This is a genomic window from Nitrobacter sp. TKz-YC02 (assembly GCF_049852135.1).
Lineage (GTDB): Bacteria > Pseudomonadota > Alphaproteobacteria > Rhizobiales > Xanthobacteraceae > Nitrobacter > Nitrobacter vulgaris.
In genome coordinates, this window is sequence record NZ_CP180728.1 from 1,402,665 (window position 1) to 1,422,358 (window position 19,694).

17 protein-coding genes are annotated in these 19,694 nt (G+C 61.0%); 13 read left to right on the forward strand and 4 right to left on the reverse strand.

The window, feature by feature from the left end:
- Window positions 1–170: 170 nt before the first annotated feature.
- Window positions 171–869 (reverse strand): phosphoglycolate phosphatase, encoded by a 699-nt coding sequence (gph, locus tag ACM561_RS06550; RefSeq protein WP_425908905.1) that lies wholly within the window; start codon window positions 867–869, stop codon window positions 171–173.
- Between the two features lie 177 nt (window positions 870–1,046).
- On the opposite strand from gph, the gene rpiA reads away from it, so the two are divergent.
- The 5 genes from rpiA to ACM561_RS06575 all read left to right on the forward strand — a co-directional run bounded on the left by rpiA (window position 1,047) and on the right by ACM561_RS06575 (window position 7,087).
- On the forward strand, window positions 1,047–1,745 hold the full coding sequence (rpiA, locus tag ACM561_RS06555) for a ribose-5-phosphate isomerase RpiA (protein ID WP_079446266.1): 699 nt from the start codon (window positions 1,047–1,049) through the stop codon (window positions 1,743–1,745).
- A 22-nt stretch (window positions 1,746–1,767) separates the two neighbouring features.
- Window positions 1,768–2,277: a DUF2059 domain-containing protein gene (locus ACM561_RS06560; RefSeq protein ID WP_079446267.1), complete on the forward strand. Its 510-nt coding sequence runs from the start codon at window positions 1,768–1,770 to the stop codon at window positions 2,275–2,277.
- Window positions 2,278–2,296: 19 nt separating this feature from the next.
- Window positions 2,297–3,682: a glutathione-disulfide reductase gene (gene gor, locus ACM561_RS06565; RefSeq protein WP_425908907.1), complete on the forward strand. Its 1,386-nt coding sequence runs from the start codon at window positions 2,297–2,299 to the stop codon at window positions 3,680–3,682.
- 239 nt (window positions 3,683–3,921) lie between these two features.
- Window positions 3,922–5,310 (forward strand): class II 3-deoxy-7-phosphoheptulonate synthase, encoded by a 1,389-nt coding sequence (locus tag ACM561_RS06570; RefSeq protein WP_425908909.1) that lies wholly within the window; start codon window positions 3,922–3,924, stop codon window positions 5,308–5,310.
- A gap of 25 nt (window positions 5,311–5,335) precedes the next feature.
- A complete protein-coding gene (locus ACM561_RS06575) occupies window positions 5,336–7,087 on the forward strand; it encodes an NAD+ synthase (protein ID WP_425908911.1) in 1,752 nt (583 codons plus the stop codon).
- Between the two features lie 80 nt (window positions 7,088–7,167).
- Here ACM561_RS06575 and ACM561_RS06580 read toward each other — a convergent pair whose 3' ends face one another.
- Both ACM561_RS06580 and ACM561_RS06585 read right to left on the reverse strand, forming a co-directional pair.
- Entirely contained in the window at window positions 7,168–8,262 is a 1,095-nt protein-coding gene (locus tag ACM561_RS06580; RefSeq protein WP_425908913.1) for a DUF2865 domain-containing protein, read from the reverse strand.
- A 280-nt stretch (window positions 8,263–8,542) separates the two neighbouring features.
- Complete coding sequence (locus ACM561_RS06585; RefSeq protein WP_309775390.1) at window positions 8,543–8,815, reverse strand: hypothetical protein; 273 nt, start codon at window positions 8,813–8,815, stop codon at window positions 8,543–8,545.
- 299 nt (window positions 8,816–9,114) lie between these two features.
- Between ACM561_RS06585 and cysS the strand changes: the two genes are divergently transcribed.
- The 3 genes from cysS (at window position 9,115) to cimA (ending at window position 12,785) form a co-directional block, all read left to right on the forward strand.
- Complete coding sequence (cysS, locus tag ACM561_RS06590; protein ID WP_425908914.1) at window positions 9,115–10,575, forward strand: cysteine--tRNA ligase; 1,461 nt, start codon at window positions 9,115–9,117, stop codon at window positions 10,573–10,575.
- Window positions 10,576–10,689: 114 nt separating this feature from the next.
- Window positions 10,690–11,190 (forward strand): GNAT family N-acetyltransferase, encoded by a 501-nt coding sequence (locus ACM561_RS06595; RefSeq protein ID WP_425908916.1) that lies wholly within the window; start codon window positions 10,690–10,692, stop codon window positions 11,188–11,190.
- Window positions 11,187–12,785 carry a citramalate synthase gene (cimA, locus tag ACM561_RS06600; RefSeq protein ID WP_425908917.1) on the forward strand — a complete coding sequence of 533 codons (1,599 nt, stop codon included), beginning with the start codon at window positions 11,187–11,189 and terminating at the stop codon, window positions 12,783–12,785. The genes ACM561_RS06595 and cimA overlap by 4 nt, the downstream gene beginning before the upstream one ends.
- Before the next feature lie 20 nt (window positions 12,786–12,805).
- Here the strand turns inward: cimA and ACM561_RS06605 are convergent, their stop codons facing one another.
- On the reverse strand, window positions 12,806–13,408 hold the full coding sequence (locus ACM561_RS06605) for a TIGR00730 family Rossman fold protein (protein WP_425908918.1): 603 nt from the start codon (window positions 13,406–13,408) through the stop codon (window positions 12,806–12,808).
- Window positions 13,409–13,616: 208 nt separating this feature from the next.
- Between ACM561_RS06605 and ACM561_RS06610 the strand changes: the two genes are divergently transcribed.
- The 5 genes from ACM561_RS06610 (at window position 13,617) to ACM561_RS06630 (ending at window position 19,555) form a co-directional block, all read left to right on the forward strand.
- Complete coding sequence (locus ACM561_RS06610) at window positions 13,617–15,575, forward strand: ABCB family ABC transporter ATP-binding protein/permease (protein WP_425908920.1); 1,959 nt, start codon at window positions 13,617–13,619, stop codon at window positions 15,573–15,575.
- Window positions 15,576–15,693: 118 nt separating this feature from the next.
- A complete protein-coding gene (locus tag ACM561_RS06615; protein ID WP_425908921.1) occupies window positions 15,694–16,440 on the forward strand; it encodes a phosphatidylserine decarboxylase in 747 nt (248 codons plus the stop codon).
- A gap of 100 nt (window positions 16,441–16,540) precedes the next feature.
- Window positions 16,541–17,410 (forward strand): CDP-diacylglycerol--serine O-phosphatidyltransferase, encoded by an 870-nt coding sequence (gene pssA, locus ACM561_RS06620; protein ID WP_425909668.1) that lies wholly within the window; start codon window positions 16,541–16,543, stop codon window positions 17,408–17,410.
- 426 nt (window positions 17,411–17,836) lie between these two features.
- Window positions 17,837–18,610, forward strand: coding sequence for a motility protein A (locus tag ACM561_RS06625; protein WP_425908923.1), 774 nt, complete (start codon window positions 17,837–17,839; stop codon window positions 18,608–18,610).
- A 114-nt stretch (window positions 18,611–18,724) separates the two neighbouring features.
- Window positions 18,725–19,555 carry a flagellar motor protein MotB gene (locus ACM561_RS06630; protein WP_425908924.1) on the forward strand — a complete coding sequence of 277 codons (831 nt, stop codon included), beginning with the start codon at window positions 18,725–18,727 and terminating at the stop codon, window positions 19,553–19,555.
- Window positions 19,556–19,694 lie beyond the last annotated feature (139 nt).

The window sequence follows — 19,694 nt, forward strand, 5'->3', positions numbered from 1 at the left end:
GCGCAAGAAATCCATTGAGATTAACGCACCGGAGCAGGCCGAGACGGCGCGTGATCCCTCGAGGCGGCGAACCGTCCCACCATCGCCGGCTGGACCATGTAGCGGGGAAGATCGCCCGCTACGGCCTCGGTCGCGATAATATCTCAGACCAGCTCGACCGGACCGATTGATCAGCCGGTTACGTTCAGAGTCGCAGCTTGCAGTGCGGCGACCGCGTCCGGTAGCTCCCTCATGTGGCTGATAACACGGTCGGGTTTGAGTTCTGCGACCGGGACTTCGGTATAGCCGAATGTGACCCCGATAACGGGGATTCCAGCCCGGCGCGCCACTCCTATGTCGGGGCCTGCATCGCCGACCATGATGGTGGACTGCGGGCTTCCGCCCGCCTGCGCGATGGTTTGCCGCAAGATCGCGGGATCCGGTTTGGATACGCCGAAGGTGTCACCGCCACAGATTGCAGAAAACCGCGAACTCAACCCCAGTTGGTCCAGCAGCAGCTTGGCAAGCGCTTCCAGCTTGTTGGTGCAGACGGCGAAACGATATCCTCGCGCCGACAACTCGTCGAGCGCCTCGATAAGTCCCTCAAACGGACGCGATGCGTCAGCGATATGCGCCGTATAGTAGTCGATGAAGTCGCCCATCATCCGCGTGACCTCATCGGGTGTCGCCGAGCGATCCTCATGCTCAAGGCCACGTTCGATCATGCGGCGAACCCCTGCGCCAATCATCGAGCGGGCTGTCGGCAATGACACCGTGCGCAGGCCCTCGCGGTCCAGGACGAAGTTGAGCGCGGCGGCGAGATCGGGCGCGGTATCAACCAGCGTCCCGTCGAGGTCGAACACGACCATGGGAGGAGGGGAAGATGTCATGATGGAGGATCGGTATCCGCCTCCCGCCGGACATGCAAGGGTGAAGTGCGACTGGCCTCGGCTCTTGGAACGCTACGAAAAACACCCGACGCCCTGTTCCTTCCGGCCAAACGCCGCTAGTAACCATCCCGGAAATGCCTCGCAGCCAGGGCGAGGCGGCGCAAGATCGAGGTCCTCATGACGTTGGATGCATTGAAACGACAGGCTGCGGCGCGTGCCCTTGAATATGTCGAGGACGGCATGAGACTGGGTCTCGGAACGGGATCTACCGCCAAGCACTTTGTCGAGCTTTTGGGCGAGCGCGTGCGCGACGGGTTGAAAGTTGTGGGCGTGCCGACATCAGAGGTCACGCGAGCCGACGCGGAGCGGTGCGGCATTCCCCTGACCACCCTGGACGACCTCGACAGGCTCGATCTGACGGTTGATGGCGCCGACGAAATCGACCCCGATCTAAATCTGGTCAAGGGCGGCGGCGGGGCGCTTCTGCGCGAGAAAATCGTGGCTGCAGCGTCGGACCGCATGATCGTAATTGCGGATGAGACAAAGTGGGTGGCGCGGCTGGGCCGCTTTCCCCTGCCGATCGAAGTCATTCCGTTCGGGCTCGCCGCAACGCGACGTGCGATTACGGAGGTGTTTGCAAAAGCCGGCGTGTCGGGTGAACTGGTCATCAGAAAGGGACCGGATGGTCATGCTTTCGTCACTGATGGCGGCCACTGGATTTTTGATGCCCATCTTGGGCAAATACCCGATGCATCCTATCTGGCCGGACTGTTGAATCCGATACCTGGCGTCGTCGAACACGGCCTTTTCATTGGCCTGGCAGGCGTGGCGATGCTGGCGGGTGCGCAGGGAATTCGCATTGTCGAGCGGCGATAGCGCCGCAATAAGGAGAATTGAGATGAGGTGTCTTTCAAAGTTTCTGCCAGCAGCTTGTCTTGCCGTGGCGCTGGCGTTCCCAGCCCTTGCACAAGCTCAGCAAGCCAGCCAGCCGACGGCCGCCGCCGTCGCTTCGGCCAAGGAACTTCTGACGCTGAAGCACGCGGGGGCGATATACGCAAATGCCATTCCGGGCATGGTCGAGCGGACCAAGACCACGCTGCTTCAAGCCAACCTGAACTATCAGAAGGATCTCAACGAGGTTGCCCTGATCGTTGCCAAGTCGCTGGCGGGCCGTGAGAAGGAGATCGGCGACGGCATGGCAAAGATTTATGCCAGTCATTTCACGGAGCAGGAGTTGAAGGACCTTGTCACGTTCTACAAGTCTGCGCTGGGGCAAAAGCTGATCACGGAGGAGCCCAAGGCGATCGAGGCGAGCATGAAATACATGAACGAATGGGCACAGCAGTTCGCGGATGTCGTCAATGGCGAATTCCGCGCGGAAATGCGCAAGCGCGGCAAGGAAATCTGAGTTCGGCTGGCTCCTCAGCGTGGCTAATTTCGACGTCGATCTGATCGTCATAGGCGGTGGGTCGGGCGGCGTTCGCGCCGCGCGCATCGCCGCCGGGTATGGCGCGCGCGTCATGATTGCGGAAGAATACCGGATGGGCGGTACCTGCGTCATCCGGGGGTGCGTGCCGAAGAAGCTATTGGTCTACGGCTCTCATATCCGCCACGACATCGAGGATGCCGCTGGTTTTGGCTGGTCGATTTCGTCCGCAACGTTCGATTGGCCGACGCTGATCGCTAACAAGGACAAGGAGATTGCCCGGCTCGAGGCGGCTTACACGTCTACCCTCGAGAAGGCGGGCGTGCGGGTCGTCAAGACGAGGGCGGTCTTTGAGGATGCGCACACGCTCCGACTAACGACTGGTGAGACGATCCGTTCGAAGCATGTGCTGATCGCAACAGGGGGCGCGCCCAACCACGGACGTGCCATTCCCGGCATCGAGCACGTGATCTCTTCCAACGAGGTGTTTCATCTCGCGGAGCTGCCGAAGCGAATTGCGATTCAGGGCGGCGGATATATCGCTCTCGAGTTCGCCTGCATCTTTGCCGGGTTCGGCAGCGATGTGACCCTGATCTATCGCGGCGATAATATCCTGCGCGGCTTCGACCATGACGTCCGCGCTCATGTCCGCGCCGAAATGGAAAAGAACGGCATCACGATCCTGACGGGTTGCATCGTCGAAAGGGTCGATCGGCACGGCGACGAGTTCACGTCTCATTTATCGAATGAGTCGAGCATTGCCTCCGATCAGGTGCTGTTTGCAATCGGCCGGCATCCAAACGTTGCAAATCTCGGCCTCGAGAAGGCAGGCGTTGCCGTCAACCCGCAGAACGGCGGCATTGCCGTTGACGGCTTTTCGCAAACGAACGTGCCGCATATCCATGCGGTCGGTGATGTCACGCATCGCTTCAACCTGACGCCGGTTGCCATCCGGGAAGGGCACGCGTTTGCGGATACGGTGTTCGGGAACAAGCCCACGCGCGTGGATCATGCGGATGTTCCGACTGCGGTCTTTTCCCAGCCCGAGGTCGGCACGGTGGGTTTGACCGAAGCGCAGGCTCGCGCGCAGTTCACCCACGTCGATATCTACAAGACGACCTTCCGTCCGATGAAAGCGACATTGTCTGGTCGCGATACCCGTATCCTGATGAAGCTTGTCGTGGATGCGACGACGGATCGTGTGCTGGGTTGCCACATCGTCGGCGATAGCGCGGCCGAGATGGTGCAGGTTCTCGGCATTGCGATCAAAATGAAGGCGACCAAGTCCGATTTCGACGCCACCATGGCCTTGCATCCCACGGCGGCCGAAGAACTCGTGACGATGCGGACGCCCACTGAACGCCATGTGCGTGAAAGCAGCGAGTAAACGTTCGGACCAAACCCCGTGGGTATTGAGGACTTTGATCCGGCAACATACCTGGAAGCAGCTGTTGTCCGACGCTGATCAGGGTCGGGGTCTTTCTCGATAAGTCGGAAGAAAGTATTCCTTTTATCACAACGCCTTGTGCGGCAAAACTTAATGCCAACTGGCGCGGCCCGGCCGGTGAGTGTATATACCGGTCTTCATCCCCGTTAAGTGACGGTTTTTGCTCAGGAGTTGACCTTATGTCCGAGCGCTGGGCACCCGATAGCTGGCGCACCAAGCCCGTGCAGCAGGTTCCGGTTTATCCGGACACGAAGGCATTGGGCGAAGTCGAGGCGCAGCTTGCTACGTTTCCGCCGCTGGTGTTTGCGGGTGAGGCGCGCAACCTGAAGAAAGCCTTGGCCCGAGTCGCAAACGGCGAGGCATTTTTACTGCAGGGCGGAGACTGCGCCGAGAGCTTCGCCGAGCACGGTGCCAACAACATCCGCGACTTCTTCCGTGTGCTGCTACAGATGGCGGTGGTTCTGACTTATGCCGGCGCGTTGCCGGTTGTGAAGGTCGGCCGGATTGCCGGCCAGTTTGCCAAGCCGCGCTCGTCTCCGATGGAGAAGATCGACGGCGTCGAATTGCCGAGCTACCGCGGCGACATCGTGAACGACATTGCGTTCAGCGCTCAGTCGCGAATACCCGATCCACACCGTCAGATCATGGCTTATAGGCAGTCGGCGGCGACGCTAAACCTGCTGCGTGCCTTCGCGACCGGGGGGTTTGCCAATCTTGGCAGCGTGCATCAGTGGATGCTTGGTTTTCTGAAGGACTCCCAGCAGTCGCGCCGCTACAAGGAGTTGGCCGATCGTATTTTCGACGCGCTCAATTTCATGCGCGCCTGCGGGCTCAACCTTGAGAGCCACCCGGAACTGCGGTCGACCGACATCTATACCAGTCACGAAGCGCTGCTGCTTGGTTACGAGCAGGCCTTGACGCGGGTCGATTCCACGACCGGCGACTGGTACGCGACGTCAGGCCACATGATCTGGGTCGGCGATCGCACCCGCCAGCTTGATCATGGCCACATCGAGTATTTCCGCGGCATCAAGAATCCGATCGGGCTGAAGTGTGGCCCGTCGCTCAAGCCGGACGAACTTTTGAAGCTGATCGACGTGCTAAATCCTGAGAATGAACCGGGGCGCTTGACGCTCATCGGCCGCTTCGGCTCGGACAAGGTGGCCGATTATCTGCCGCAACTGATCCGCACGGTGAAGCGCGAGGGCCGTGCTGTCGTGTGGTCATGCGATCCGATGCACGGCAACACCATCACGTCGACGAGCGGCTACAAGACCCGTCCGTTCGACCGCATCCTGTCGGAGGTCAAGTCGTTCTTTAGTATCCATGCCGCGGAGGGCACGCACGCTGGCGGCGTTCATCTGGAGATGACCGGGCAGAACGTCACCGAGTGCATCGGTGGCGCGCGCGCGATCACGGACGAGGATCTTAACGACCGCTATCACACCGTCTGTGATCCGCGCCTGAACGCCGAGCAGTCGATCGACATGGCATTCCTCATTGCCGAGTTGCTGAGGCACGATCGGAACGGAAAGGTGAAACCTATTCCGGCGGTCTCTGGTTTCTGAGACGCCGGGCGGGTAACAAGCGTCCATGACCGAAACAACCTTCAAGATCACGCTCGGCCAATTGAATCCGACGATTGGAGACATTGCCGGCAATGCCGCCAAGGCTCGCGCGGCGCGCGCCCAGGCCAAGGCCGACGGGGCCGCGCTGGTGGCGCTTCCGGAGCTGTTTATTGCCGGCTATCCGCCCGAGGATCTGGTTCTGAGGCCAGCGTTCCAGGCTGCCTGCCGCGAGGCGATCGAAGGTCTCGCGCGGGAGACCTCCGACGGCGGCCCGGCCATGCTGATCGGTACGCCATGGGTCGATGGCGGCAAACTCTATAATGCGTATGCGTTGCTGGACGAGGGGCGGGTCGCGGCGATCCGCTTCAAGGTCAATCTGCCGAACTACGGCGTGTTCGATGAAAAGCGCGTATTCGCGCGGGGACCGGTTGGGGGACCCCTGAAAATTCGGGGCGTGCGGATCGGCGTGCCGATTTGCGAAGATACCTGGGTCGAAGAATCCGCCGAGTACGAGAACGTCGTCGAGTGCCTGGCGGAGACCGGCGCGGAAATTCTCGTCGTTCCCAACGGCTCGCCCTACGCAAAAGGCAAGAGCGACATCAGGCTGTCGATCTCGGTCGCGCGCGTGACAGAGAGCGATCTGCCGCTGGTCTACCTCAATCAGGTCGGCGGTCAGGATGAGTTGGTGTTTGACGGTGCATCTTTTGTGCTGAATGCTGATCGCTCGTTGGCGGCGCAGCTTCCAGCCTTCGAAGAAAGCATCATCACCCTGCAATGGACCAGGTCCGCGGCAGGATGGCACTGCAACGGACCTGTCGCCCCCCAGATCGACGGTGACGAAGCCGACTATGCCGCGTGTGTGCTGGGCTTGCGCGACTATGTGCAGAAGAACGGGTTTCCCGGCGTTCTGCTCGGCGTGTCGGGCGGCATCGACTCGGCCTTATGTGCGGCCATCGCCGTCGATGCTCTTGGAGCGGAGTGCGTCCACGGCGTCATGCTGCCGTTCCGCTATACCGAGCAGGTCTCGCTCGACGATGCTGCGACGCTCGCAAAGGCGCTCGGCATTCGCTACGACGTGCTGCCGATCGCGCCGGCAGTGAATGGTTTCGAGGAGATTCTCTTGGGCACGTTCGCGGGATTCCCCCGCGATATCACGGAGGAGAACCTGCAGTCTCGCGCCCGCGGCACGCTTCTGATGGCGATGTCCAACAAGCTGGGTGCGATGGTGGTAACCACCGGCAACAAATCGGAAATGTCGGTGGGTTATGCCACGCTGTACGGTGACATGAACGGCGGCTTCAATCCGATCAAGGATATCTACAAGACCGAGGTGTTCCGGCTGGCAAGCCTGCGCAACGCGTGGAAGCCGGACGGCGCGCTTGGTCCATCGGGCGAGGTGATCCCGCCAAGCATCATCGCGAGGCCGCCGACGGCCGAGTTGCGCGAGAGCCAGCTCGATCAGGATTCGCTGCCGCCCTATGAGCTACTCGACGCGATTCTCGAGCGACTGGTCGAGCGGGAGGAGCCGCTGGCGTCGATCGTCGCGGAAGGGTTCGACCGCGATGTGGTCGTGCGAGTCGACCGCTTGCTGACCGCCGCCGAATACAAGCGTCGCCAGGCGGCGCCGGGCGTCAAGGTCACGCGCCGAAATTTCGGTCGCGACCGGCGCTATCCGATCACCAACCGGTTTCGCGATTCCGGTAAACCATTGCCGGCACCGGATGAGAATCTCGTCTCGCGGTCGGGGACGGTTTCGGCGGAAGCCTTCGAGGGATGACGGCTGAAATCAGAGTATGACCCCGCCCCGAAGGGCCGGCCAGCGCGAATGGCAAACCGCCATCCAATTTTCATCCCGCTCTAATGCGCGGGTATGAACGTTGGCCCCACCGACCGGATCGGCTTGTTCGAGGGTGTGGAGGCGGTCGGCGCAGTATCCGCAGGGCTGGTCTGGGGTGCATCGGCTTTCGCCGCTGAGTTTTTCTTTTGCGAACCTTTGTCTCCGGTCGGCTGTGAGATCTTCCGCGCGCCGTCTTCCGTGACGATGATGTCGCCCTGCTGGGCGGCCGTCGCCTTGTCGTCAAGTCCCTTCAACGCTTCCGCCCATGTCTGGCCCGCAGCCTTGCACGAGCACGACGGATTGAACTCCTGGCGGTATCGAAATGCGTTCGGCGACGACGAATAAGGTTGCCCGCTAGTAGAGACTGCCTGATTCATATCTTCGCCGGGATTGCGATACGCGTACAGCGCGGCGTCTGCCGCAGGACAAAGATTCTTGCAGGTCCGCTCGTCGTCGGAAAACCGGCTCGGAGTGGTGGCGAACGAGATCGGAAAGTAAAAACCGTCGCACGAACGTACGCAGACGGTCCGATAGGTTCCGGATTGCGCGCCCGAATCGACTGGCGGCAGGATCGTCTGATTGTCGGAGTGGTTGCCGAACAGGTCGTCGAAGAAGGAGCCCTGGTTCCGCACGGCTGCCGCATATTGCGGGCCGCAATTGTTCTGGGCCAGTGCAATCAGCACGGAACGGCGCTGACTGTCGCGCTCGGGGCTGGCGCCGTTGCCGGCCCGCAGCCGCTCCAGGTTGGTGGTAATCTGCTGGAGGTTGGTCCGCATGCGCTGGATCTGGTGGGTGACCGGTCCGCATTGTGCCGACTGGGCGTTAAAGAGCTGAAAGAATCCTGAACTGTCGCAGCCCGTGCTCCTCGCTTGCGCGATGACGTGTTCGAGCTCGGCCTGTTGCCGGCCTGCTGCCTCCTCATAGCGCCGGATCTGTCCGGCTCGCGCAGGATCGGTGCCGCCGCGGTCGATGCTTACGAGCTGCGCCTCGAGCCGCGGGCAAATCGGATTGACCCCTGGCGGAACGCCTTGCGCCAAGGCATCGGCCGCCGCGCCCGCAATGCCGACAACGCAAGCCAATATTCTTATCGTGCTGGCAAAGGAAAGGTCAGGCATGATCCGCCATCAGAGCGATCCCGGAGCGATTCTGCAAATTTGCTCTACGAAGAGGAACTGTCTTCCGCACAACGAGCCCATCGCGATGATCTTTTCAGCAACCAGCGAGCCTGATTGCGTTGCGACACGCTGATGGTGCAGGCTGGATGCGTTACTCAGATGGCCGTTCGCCAGCGTGGCCGTGTCTTATCCGCTTCTCGCGGCAGCGTCACGTCGTTTCCGGGGCACGAGTGTGGCGGCCTTGGGTGCAACACAGGTTTTCCTGCTATGAATCGGCGCATCAACGTTGACAGGTAATTGCGACGTACTCGTTGCAGCCGCTGTGCCGACAGGAATTTGTGGACCCTCGAATCGAATCCGTCATCTCGTCAGGCCGGACGCGTCTGTAAGCGATGGCTTGTGCAAAATCGCGTGACCGGCAGTAGGAATGCGCGGCGTGGGCTCCGCAGCTTTCGCCTTGGGCAAGGCACTGGTCAACGCCATACCCGTCGGCGTGGTTGGCAATGATGAAGATGCGGCTGTCGGCGCACGCGGTGGCTGCAAAGAGAGCCACGCCTGCCAGAATAACGGGAAAAACCCGAACTGCGGGGAGAATATGCATGATGGGCCGGGAAAAGGAGAAGGTGATGGTGGAGTTCGCCACGGGGAATACGGGGCGATTTCGCGGCGAAATAAGGCGTTTATGGGGCGCAACTTGACGATGTACCCCAGCTGTTCCATGTTGACCGGAATGAACGGTTTCCTCGCCATTTATGGCATTTGCCGCGAGATTACGGGCTAGCGATTCGCTGGCCCAGGCCGTCTTTTCTCACAACAGAGCACTGGACGCCCGGCGGTTTGGAGCGGGATTCTATGGAACTGCGTCTTTACGATACGCTGACGAAGGAAAAGCGTGTTTTCACGCCGATCGATCCGTCGAACGTGCGGATGTATGTCTGCGGTCCGACCGTCTACGACTTTGCCCATATCGGCAATGCGCGGCCGGTCATCGTATTCGACGTGCTGTTCCGGCTGCTGCGACACGTCTACGGCGCCGACCATGTCACCTACGTCCGCAACATCACCGACGTCGACGACAAGATCAACGACCGCGCGGGGCGGGATTTTCCGGGCCTGCCGCTGAACGAGGCGATCCGCAAGGTCACCGAAAAGACAGCCGCGCAGTTTCAGGCTGATGTCGTGGCGCTTGGCTGCCTGCCGCCGACGCATCAGCCGCGCGCCACCGAATTCGTGGCTCCGCGCTCCGACGGCAAGGCTGACATGGTGACGCTGATCAAGCAGCTGATCGCGCGCGGCCATGCTTATGAGGCCGACGGCGAGGTGCTGTTCGACGTGCAGTCGATGCCGGACTACGGGCTGCTGTCAGGCCGCAGGCTGGATGAGCAGAAGGCTGGCGCGCGGGTCGCGGTGGACGCGCACAAGAGGAATCCGGCCGATTTCGTGCTGTGGAAACTGTCTTCAGATGACGAGCCGGGCTGGGACAGCCCGTGGGGCAGGGGTCGTCCCGGCTGGCACATCGAATGCTCGGCCATGAGCGCGGCCTATCTCGGCGAGGTCTTCGATATCCACGGCGGCGGCCTCGACCTGATCTTTCCTCACCACGAAAACGAGATCGCGCAGTCGCGCTGCGCCCACGGCGCGCACGCCATGGCGAACTATTGGATGCACAACGGCTTCCTGCAGGTCGAAGGCGAGAAGATGTCGAAGAGTCTCGGCAACTTCTTCACCATCAACGAGTTGCTGACCACGGAAAAGTTTGGCGGACGGAAGTGGCCGGGTGAGGTGTTGCGGCTTGCGATGCTGAAGACCCATTACAGATCGCCGCTCGACTGGACCGTTCAGGGACTTCAGGAAGCCGAAAAGATGCTGGATCGCTGGTATGACGCGATCGGCGATGTCGAGGCAGGCCAGATATCCGCTGAGACTCTCGATGCGTTCGGCGATGATATGAATACACCGAAGGCGATTTCGGAATTGCATCGACTGGCCCATCCGGCTGTCGCCGGTGAGATGATGGCGGGTCTGACATCGATGGGGCAATCGCCCGCCCCTGAAATGTTGAAGGCGTCGGCGAACATCCTCGGCCTTTTGACACAAACAGCCACGCAATGGCGCTCACGTCGAACCGAGGGGCATGACGTTGATAACGACGCCGTCGAGGCGTTCATTCGGGAGCGCGCTGCCGCCCGCGCGCGAAAGGACTTCAAGGAATCCGACCGCATCCGCGACGAACTCGCCGCCATGGGCGTGGTGCTGAAGGACGGTAAGGACGCCGACGGCAAGCCGGTGACGACATGGGAGATCGCGCGATGACCAAGCCGGAGACGCCGTTTCCGAAACACTGGCGCTATTACATTTTCATCAAGTGGGCGGTGATCGTCGCGGCGGTCGTGCTGGTCGTCCGTCTGTTCGGAGTTTTTTGACGCCATGGGACAGGCGCTTCCCAAACCTGCGCTGCGGCCGATGCTGCCCGCCGATGTTCCCGTGCTGGCGGCGATCTTTGTCGCCAGCGTGGAGGAACTGACCGGCGACGACTACAGCGAGGCGCAGCAGATCGCCTGGGCTGCCGCTGCGGATGATGAGGACAAATTCGGCGCGCGGCTCGCGCGCGAACTGACGCTGGTGGCGACGCTTCAGAGTTCACCGGTTGGCTTCGCGTCGCTCAAGGGCACCGATCACATCGACATGCTCTATGTCCATCCGGGCGCTGTGAGGCATGGGGTCGCGACCGCGCTGTGCGATGCGCTCGAGAAGCTTGCCGGCGCGCGCGGCGCTACGGCGCTGACCGTAGAAGCCAGCGATACGGCGGAGCGATTCTTCGCCAAGCGCGGCTACGTCGCGATGCAACGCAATTCGGTGACGATCGGCGACGAGTGGCTGGCCAATACAACGATGAAAAAGACGCTGGCGGAGGGAGGGGCGGCATGAGTCGCGAACGCCTCTATCTGTTCGACACCACGTTGCGGGACGGAGCCCAAACCAACGGCGTCGATTTCACGTTGCAGGACAAGCAGGTGATCGCGAAGATGCTGGACGATCTCGGCATCGACTATGTCGAGGGCGGCTATCCCGGCGCTAATCCGACCGATACCGAGTTTTTTTCGCAGAAGCCAACGCTTCGCCATGCGCGGTTCACCGCTTTCGGCATGACGCGCCGTCCTGGTCGATCGGCCTCCAACGATCCCGGGCTGGCCGCGCTGATCGCGGCCGAGGCGGATGCGATCTGCTTTGTCGCGAAATCGTCCGCCTATCAGGTCAGGGTCGCGCTCGAAACCACGAACGACGAAAACCTGGCGTCGATCCGCGACAGCGTGAAGGCAGCCACAGCAGTTGGCCGCGAGGTCATGGTGGACTGCGAGCATTTTTTTGACGGCTACAGGGAAGACCCGGTGTTCGCGCTGGCCTGTGCCATGGCGGCTTACGAGTCCGGCGCGCGGTGGGTGGTGCTGTGCGACACCAATGGCGGCACCATGCCGAACGAGATCGAGGCGACGGTTCGCGAGATGACGAGGCACGTCCCCGGCAGCCATCTAGGCATCCACGCTCATAATGACACAGAGCAGGCGGTCGCCAATTCCCTTGCCGCGGTGCGCGCAGGGGCGCGGCAAATTCAGGGTACCCTGAATGGCCTCGGCGAACGCTGCGGCAATGCCAATCTCTGTTCGTTGATCCCGACGCTGAAGTTAAAGAAAGAATTCGCCGACCTCTTCGACATCGGGGTAACCGAGGATCGGCTTGCGGCTCTGACGCAGGTGTCGCGCACGCTCGACAACATGCTCAACCGCGCGCCGAACCGGCATGCGCCCTACGTCGGCGAAAGCGCGTTCGTTACCAAGACCGGCATTCATGCGTCTGCGATCCTCAAGGATCCTACGACGTACGAGCATGTCCCGCCGGAATCGGTCGGCAACCGCCGCAAGGTGCTGGTATCGGATCAGGCCGGCCGTTCAAACGTGCTTGCCGAACTTGAGCGCGCCAACATCGCGTTCGACAGAAACGATCCGAAGCTCGGGCGGCTGATCCAGGAGATGAAGGAGCGCGAGGCGGCGGGCTACGCCTACGAATCCGCGAACGCGTCGTTCGACCTCTTGGCGCGGCGCACGCTCGGCCGCGTGCCGGAGTATTTCGACGTCGAGCAGTTCGATGTCAACGTCGAGCAGCGCTATAATTCCCACGGTCAGCGCATCACTGTTGCGATGGCGGTCGTGAAGGTGAGGGTCGACGGCCAGCCCCTGATTTCGGCCGCCGAAGGTAACGGTCCTGTCAACGCGCTCGATGTCGCCTTGCGCAAGGATCTCGGCAAATATCAGAAATACATCGAGGGGCTGAAGCTGATCGATTATCGCGTGCGTATCCTCAACGGAGGCACGGAAGCCGTGACGCGGGTACTGCTCGAGAGCGAGGACGAGGAGGGCGAGCGCTGGACCACGATCGGCGTGTCGCCCAATATCATCGATGCGTCGTTTCAGGCCCTGATGGATTCGGTTTTTTACAAGCTGGTGAAGTCCGGCGCGTCACCGTAAACGATCCCGTTGCCGTTCAGTTATAGTCGGTCGGCGACGTCGGCCGGCATATGTTTCGAGTCCAGCGTGCCGCTCGCGGCGATGCGGAGTTTCGGCAGGATGTCCTCCACGTGGTCGGCCTGCAGGACATTCACTGCGAGCGTGGGTCGGATGAAGGCGGTATCCCTCATATGAGCGAGCAGAGCGAGCAGCGGCTCCCAGAAACCGTCGACATTTGCCAGCATGATCGGTTTGCTGTGTCGTCCGAGCTGCTGCCAGGTGAGCTGCTCAACCAGTTCCTCTAGCGTGCCGACCCCGCCTGGCAGGGCGACGAACGCGTCCGAGCGCTCGAACATTAGGCGCTTGCGTTCGTGCATATCGCGGGTGACGATCATCTCCTGCACGCGCGACAGCGCATGTTCGCGTGCGGTCAAGAAATCCGGAATAATGCCGGTAACGAATCCGCCGTGATCGAGAGTCGAGGTCGCGATGGCGCCCATCAGCCCGACCGAGCCGCCGCCATAGACCAGCCCGACCTTGTTCCGGGCGAGCGCTCTACCAAAAGCGAGGGCGGCTTCGACAAACTGGGGATTTGTACCGGGGCCTGAGCCGCAATAGACGCAGACCGTTTTGATGGTGTTCATGGAATCGATGTGGCCCAGAACAATTGCAGCGTCAAGGCTCGGCTATTGCCGGCACGGGGTCAAGTGCCTGCAGGTGGCCTCCGTAGCGAAAAGAATTGCCGGGTAAGGGTGCATGCAGCATCCAAAGGCTCTATATGACTTGGATATATGACCTCGACTAGACGATATTTGCGGCTGCGGACGCCATTTCCGGGCTCAGGCCTAAGCGATGCCTGAGGCGGCTTTCCATCAGGCAACCGTGCCGGCGAAACCTTCAGCGGACCCCACCCGGAACGCGACCCTCGGCAGGGCGCTCTTGCATCTGTGGCCCTATATGTGGCCCGGAGACCGCGCCGACCTGAAGATGCGCGTGGTATGGTCGTTGGCGCTGTTGCTTGCGGCAAAAGTCGCGACCCTGGTCGTTCCTTTCACGTTCAAATGGGCGGTCGATGCGCTGAACGGCCCAGGAAGTGCGCCCGTGCAGCCCGAAAATTGGGCGATGTGGCTGATCGTGTCGCCGCTCGCGATGACGCTGGCTTACGGCTCCGTCCGTGTGCTGATGGCGCTGCTTACCCAATGGCGCGACGGCATCTTTGCCAAGGTCGCGATGCACGCGGTGCGCAGGCTGGCTTATCGGACGTTCGTCCACATGCACGAGCTGTCGCTGCGGTTTCATCTCGAACGCAAGACCGGCGGGTTGACGCGCGTGCTCGAGCGGGGTCGCAACGGCATCGAAGAGATGGTGCGGCTCGTTATCCTTCAGCTCGTTCCGACGGCGGTCGAAGTCGGATTGCTCACGGGCGTACTGCTTTGGCAATTCGACTGGCGCTACGTTCTGGTGACGCTGGTGACTGTCATGGTCTACATGGTCTTCACCTACAAGGCGACGCAATGGCGTATCGAAATCCGCCGCCGGATGAACGACTCCGACTCCGATGCCAACACCAAGGCGATCGATTCGCTTTTGAACTACGAGACGGTAAAGTATTTCAGCGCCGAGACGCGTGAAGCAAAGCGCTATGACCGATCGATGGAGCGCTTCGAGACGGCAAGCGTGCAGACCTATACGTCGCTGGCGGTTCTGAATGCGGGGCAGGCGGTGATCTACACGGCCGGGCTGACGGCGGTCATGATCATGTGCGCGCTCGGCGTGCGCAATGGCACTCATACGGTGGGCGATTTCGTCATGGTCAATGCCATGATGATTCAGCTTTACCAGCCGCTCAACCTAATGGGTATGGTCTATCGCGAGATCAAGCAGGCGATCATCGATATCGAAAAGATGTTCGCTGTGCTGACCCGCCGTGCGGAGGTGCAGGATCGTGCGGGTGCGCAACCGCTACGCATCGAGCGGGGGTCGGTGAGGTTTGAGGATGTGCGGTTTGCCTACGATCCGGACCGCCCGATCCTCAAGGGTTTGACGTTCGATGTACCTGCGGGAAAAACGGTGGCCATCGTGGGGCCTTCGGGAGCTGGAAAATCGACGCTGTCGCGGTTGCTGTTCCGGCTTTACGACGTTTCTGGCGGCCGTATCCTGATCGACGGTCAGGATATCCGCGACGTTACGCAGGAGTCCTTGCGCGCGGTGATCGGGATGGTGCCGCAGGACACCGTGCTGTTCAACGATACCATCCGCTACAACATCCGCTATGGCCGCTGGGACGCGTCGGACGCGGAGGTCGAGGCTGCCGCCAGAACGGCGCAAATCGACGACTTCATCAGGATGTCGCCTAAAGGCTATGAGACCGAGGTCGGCGAGCGCGGACTAAAATTGTCAGGCGGCGAGAAACAGCGCGTGGCGATCGCGCGCACGGTGCTGAAGGCGCCCCCCATCCTCGTATTGGACGAGGCGACGTCGGCGCTCGATAGCCACACCGAGCACGAAATCCAGGAGGCTCTCGAACGGGTCTCGCGCAACCGGACTTCGCTGGTGATCGCGCACCGGCTCTCCACCATTGTGGGCGCCGACGAGATCATCGTGCTTGATCGGGGGCGAATTGCCGAGCGGGGAACCCATGCCGAGCTTCTAGCGGCGGAGGGTCTTTACGCGAGCATGTGGAATAGGCAACGTGAGGCCGAGGAGGCGCGGGAGAGGCTTGCGTTGATCGGCGAGGACGAGGGCACCCCGAATCGCGCCCCACCTCCTGTGGACGATCCCCTGGTGGCGCCAACCGCCGCGGCGGGGTAGAATAGGTCCAAGGTGACCCTCCCGAATCAGGCATCGGACTAAACGGGGCTGATCGAGGGTCGATCGTGTTTTCATAAGTCACCTTCACCTCAGGTTCATTCCATATCATTAGGTGCTCATGCCCATAGATCGACAGACTCTCCTATCCGTCGCGAAATCCGTTCGCTCCAGCGCCAGATCCGTGCGAGCGCAGATTTCGCCGATTCATCCGAAGGGGTATCCCTTCGTCGGTGGCTTTGCATTGGCCACCATCATCTTGTTCTGGATCTGGAGCCCGCTGGGCTGGATCGGAACGCTGCTGACAATTTGGTGTGCGCTTTTCTTCCGCAATCCCGCCCGTGTGACGCCAGTCCGAGAGGGCCTTGTCGTCTCGCCCGCGGACGGACGAATCTCGATGATCGCTTCGGTTGTACCGCCCGCCGAACTCGAGCTTGGCGAGATGCCGCTGCAGCGCATTTCGATTTTCATGAGCGTGTTCAATTGCCACGTTAATCGCAGTCCGGTCGCGGGGCGGATCGAACGGATTGCCTATCGCCCGGGCAAATTCATCAATGCCGAACTCGACAAAGCGAGTGAGGACAACGAGCGCAACGCACTCGTGATCTCAACGCCGAATAACGGGCCGGTGGGCGTGATCCAGATTGCGGGGCTGGTTGCGCGCCGTATCGTCTCTTTCGTGCATGAGGGACAGACGGTCGAAGCGGGCGAACGCTTCGGGCTGATCCGGTTTGGCTCGCGGCTGGACGTCTTTCTGCCGGAGGGGACGCAATTGTTGGTGTCCGAAGGCCAGACCGCGGTCGCCGGCGAGACGGTGTTGGCGGATTTCCAGCAAACAGACGGCAGTCGGACCTTTCGAACCAGTTGACCGTTGAGTGCCTTGCCGGGGTGCCTAGCGGATGGCAGCCCCGGCAAGGCCTTCCTATATGGGGGACGTGCACACGTCATACGACCCGAAATCATCCGAGATGCGCCGCCGCCGGTTTCGTCCGATCCCGGTACGGATGCTGGTGCCAAATTTCATCACGCTGCTTGCGATTTGCGCGGGACTAACGGCGATCCGGCTCTCGACCGAGGGACGGATGGAGCTTGCGGTCGCGGCCATCGTATTCGCGGCCGTGCTCGACGGGCTCGACGGACGGGTGGCTCGGATGATCAAGGGCCAGTCGAAGTTCGGCGCGGAACTCGACAGTCTCGCCGACTTCGTCAATTTCGGCGTAGCGCCCGGCCTGATCCTCTACTTCTGGCAGCTGCACGATCTCAGCAATGTCGGCTGGATCGCAGCGATGATATTTGCGATCAGCGGCGGTCTGCGGCTCGCCCGCTTCAATGCGACGATGAATGATCCGAACAAACCGGCCTTCGCTGCGAATTTCTTCACCGGCGTTCCCGCGCCGGCGGGTGCGATCGCTGTGCTTCTGCCGATCTATCTTTCGTTTCTCGGCATACCGCAGCCCCCCGCGGTATTAACGGCGTTTTACACGTTGCTGATCGCGATCCTCATGGTGTCGCGGCTGCCGGTCTTTTCCGGCAAAGCGGTCGGGATGCGCGTACAGCCGGAGCTCGTGCTGCCGGTATTCGTGTCGGTGGTATTCTTCATCGCGCTCTTGATCAGTTACCCTTGGGTTGTCCTCTCCTTCGGCTCGATTATTTTTCTGTTGACCCTTCCGATCGGTTGGAAATCCTATCGTGATCAGGATCTCAAGGCGGCCGTGCAGGAAACGTTTCCCGATGCGCCGTCATCCGCGGGAGCAGCCTCGCCATCCGCCGAGGCTGGCTCGCCCACCATTCCGGTCCGGCAGCGCAAGCCAGACAACCGGCTCTCCCGCCCGCATTGAGAAACCCTGCAGAAAGCAGCCGGGCAGCCGGGCCATTGTGCGCTTGAGCGGAAATATTCAGTGATCGTTGGTCGCCGGCGGCGACCGGGCAATCTATCTATCGAAGATGGGATGCGGGGGCTCTAGCGCGTTTTTCTTCACGCGAACCGGCGTGCATCCTCGGGTCAAGCTCCAGGACATGCTTCGCTCGAAAACGCTAGAGATCCCCAGCGCTATTCCCCTACCGGCTGCGCGCCACCGCACAAGACACCACGGCATCGTTGATCTCTTGTCTAGAGCTGTTGTGGTTCGACGTTAACACATTGGCAACAGTTACCTTTCCGGTAACGGGTCTTTAATGGCGCAAAAGCTAGGGTGTCCAGGCGTGACTCAGAACGGTTCGCGCCGCCGTCCAGGATGGCCGGTCGAGTACGCGTGGGGTTCATCATGGATATCATGACCGGTGCCGGACTTGCTTTCGGCATGATCGTAGTCGCCATGATGATCTTCATGGGTGGCGATCTGCACATGTTCGTCAGCGAACATGCGATGATCATCATTTTCGGTGGTTCGATCGCCGCGACGATGATCCGCTTCCCGCTCGGTGCGATTCTGCACGGCCTGCCGCTCGGCGCCAAGTTCGCCTTCACCATGAGCAGGCTGTCGGCGCGCGACCTTGTCGATGAGCTGGCGCGGATTGCGGAGATCGCCCGCAAGCAGGGACCGGTAGGTCTGGAGAAAGTCGAGACCAACGAGCCGTTCCTCGCCAAGGGAATCCGCTTCGTCGCCGACGGCTACGACCTCGAATTCATCCGCGACAATCTCGAGCGCGACCGCGACAATTTTCTCATGCACCTCGATGAGGGAAGCAAGATCTACCGCGCAATCGGCGATTGCGCGCCGGCGTTCGGCATGATCGGGACTCTGATCGGCATGGTGCAGATGTTCGCCAACATGACCGATCCTTCCAAGCTGGGGCCATTCATGGCGACCGCGCTGCTCGCGACGCTTTACGGCGCGCTCGTCGCCAACCTGTTCTGCCTGCCGATCGCGGATAAGCTCCACGGCAAGCTGCTGGACGAGGAAACCAATCGTACCTTGATCATAGACGGCATCCTGATGATCCGGGATTCGAAGAGCCCGGCGCTGGTGCGCGAAATGCTGCTGGCCTATTTGCCGGAAAAGCATCGCCACGAAGAAGGCGAGCCGGTTCCGGCCTAGGCGTTTTCAAGAATGGATACCGGTTCGCGTGAAGACAACGCGTCAGATCAAAAATCATAGAGCCACGCCTCTGATTCTTTCAGAAGCGGAAAGGCTCTAGTCGGGAAACCAGCGATGGCCAAAAAGAAGCGCGGCGATGCGCATGGCGGAGGGCACGGCTGGTTCGTCACGTTCGCGGATCTGATGGGCCTTATGATGAGCTTCTTTGTGATGCTTGTCGCATTCTCCACGATGGATAATCAAAAGCTCAAGATCGTTGCGGGTTCGATGCGCGATGCCTTCGGCTCCCAGACCCAGGTGCGATATTCCGGAATCATCGAATCGGATGGGCTGCCGACGCGGCCCAAGCTGAAGAACGCCGCGCGCGTCCCGCCGGATGAAACCTCCACGAACCCGACCCCCGACGAACAGGAGCGTTCCAAGACTGCGGGTGCTCGCCTCAAGACGGATCGCGAGTTCGCGCTTGCGTCCGCGTCGCTGCGACAGGCGCTGCAGGACATGCCGGAACTGACAGAGCTCTCCAAACACATCATGTTCGAGGAAACCAAGGAAGGCCTCAACCTGGAAATCGTTGACCAGGATGGCCGGTCCATGTTCGCGGAGGGTTCAAAACAACCTTATGAGCGGACGCGGATGTTGATCAGTAAGCTTGCGGCTCCGCTCGCGGCGACGCCGTTTCGGATCTCAGTTACCGGCCATACCGCTGCGAACTTCATCGCAATGCGCAGCGATTATGACGGCTTCGACCTGTCGGCGGACCGCGCCAACGTTGTTCGTCAGATCCTTGAGCGGGAAGGGCTACCTCCGAGTCATATCTTCGCAGTATCGGGCAAGTCGGACAGCATGCCTTTGTTTCCGGATGATCCGTCACTGGCGGCAAATCGGCGCGTGACCATTACCTTGATGCGCGAGCCTCCTCCGTTGCCGCCGAATTTGAAACCCTGACTTGCCGCGAGTACTATGTTACCGGACGAAGTTGTCGGCCGCCGGGCAGGTCGGTGGCAGACTGTCAATGCTATTCGATGATTGACGGACCGGTGCTTGTGCGCGATAGCCCGGATCAAAACCATCATCAGAGCGTTGG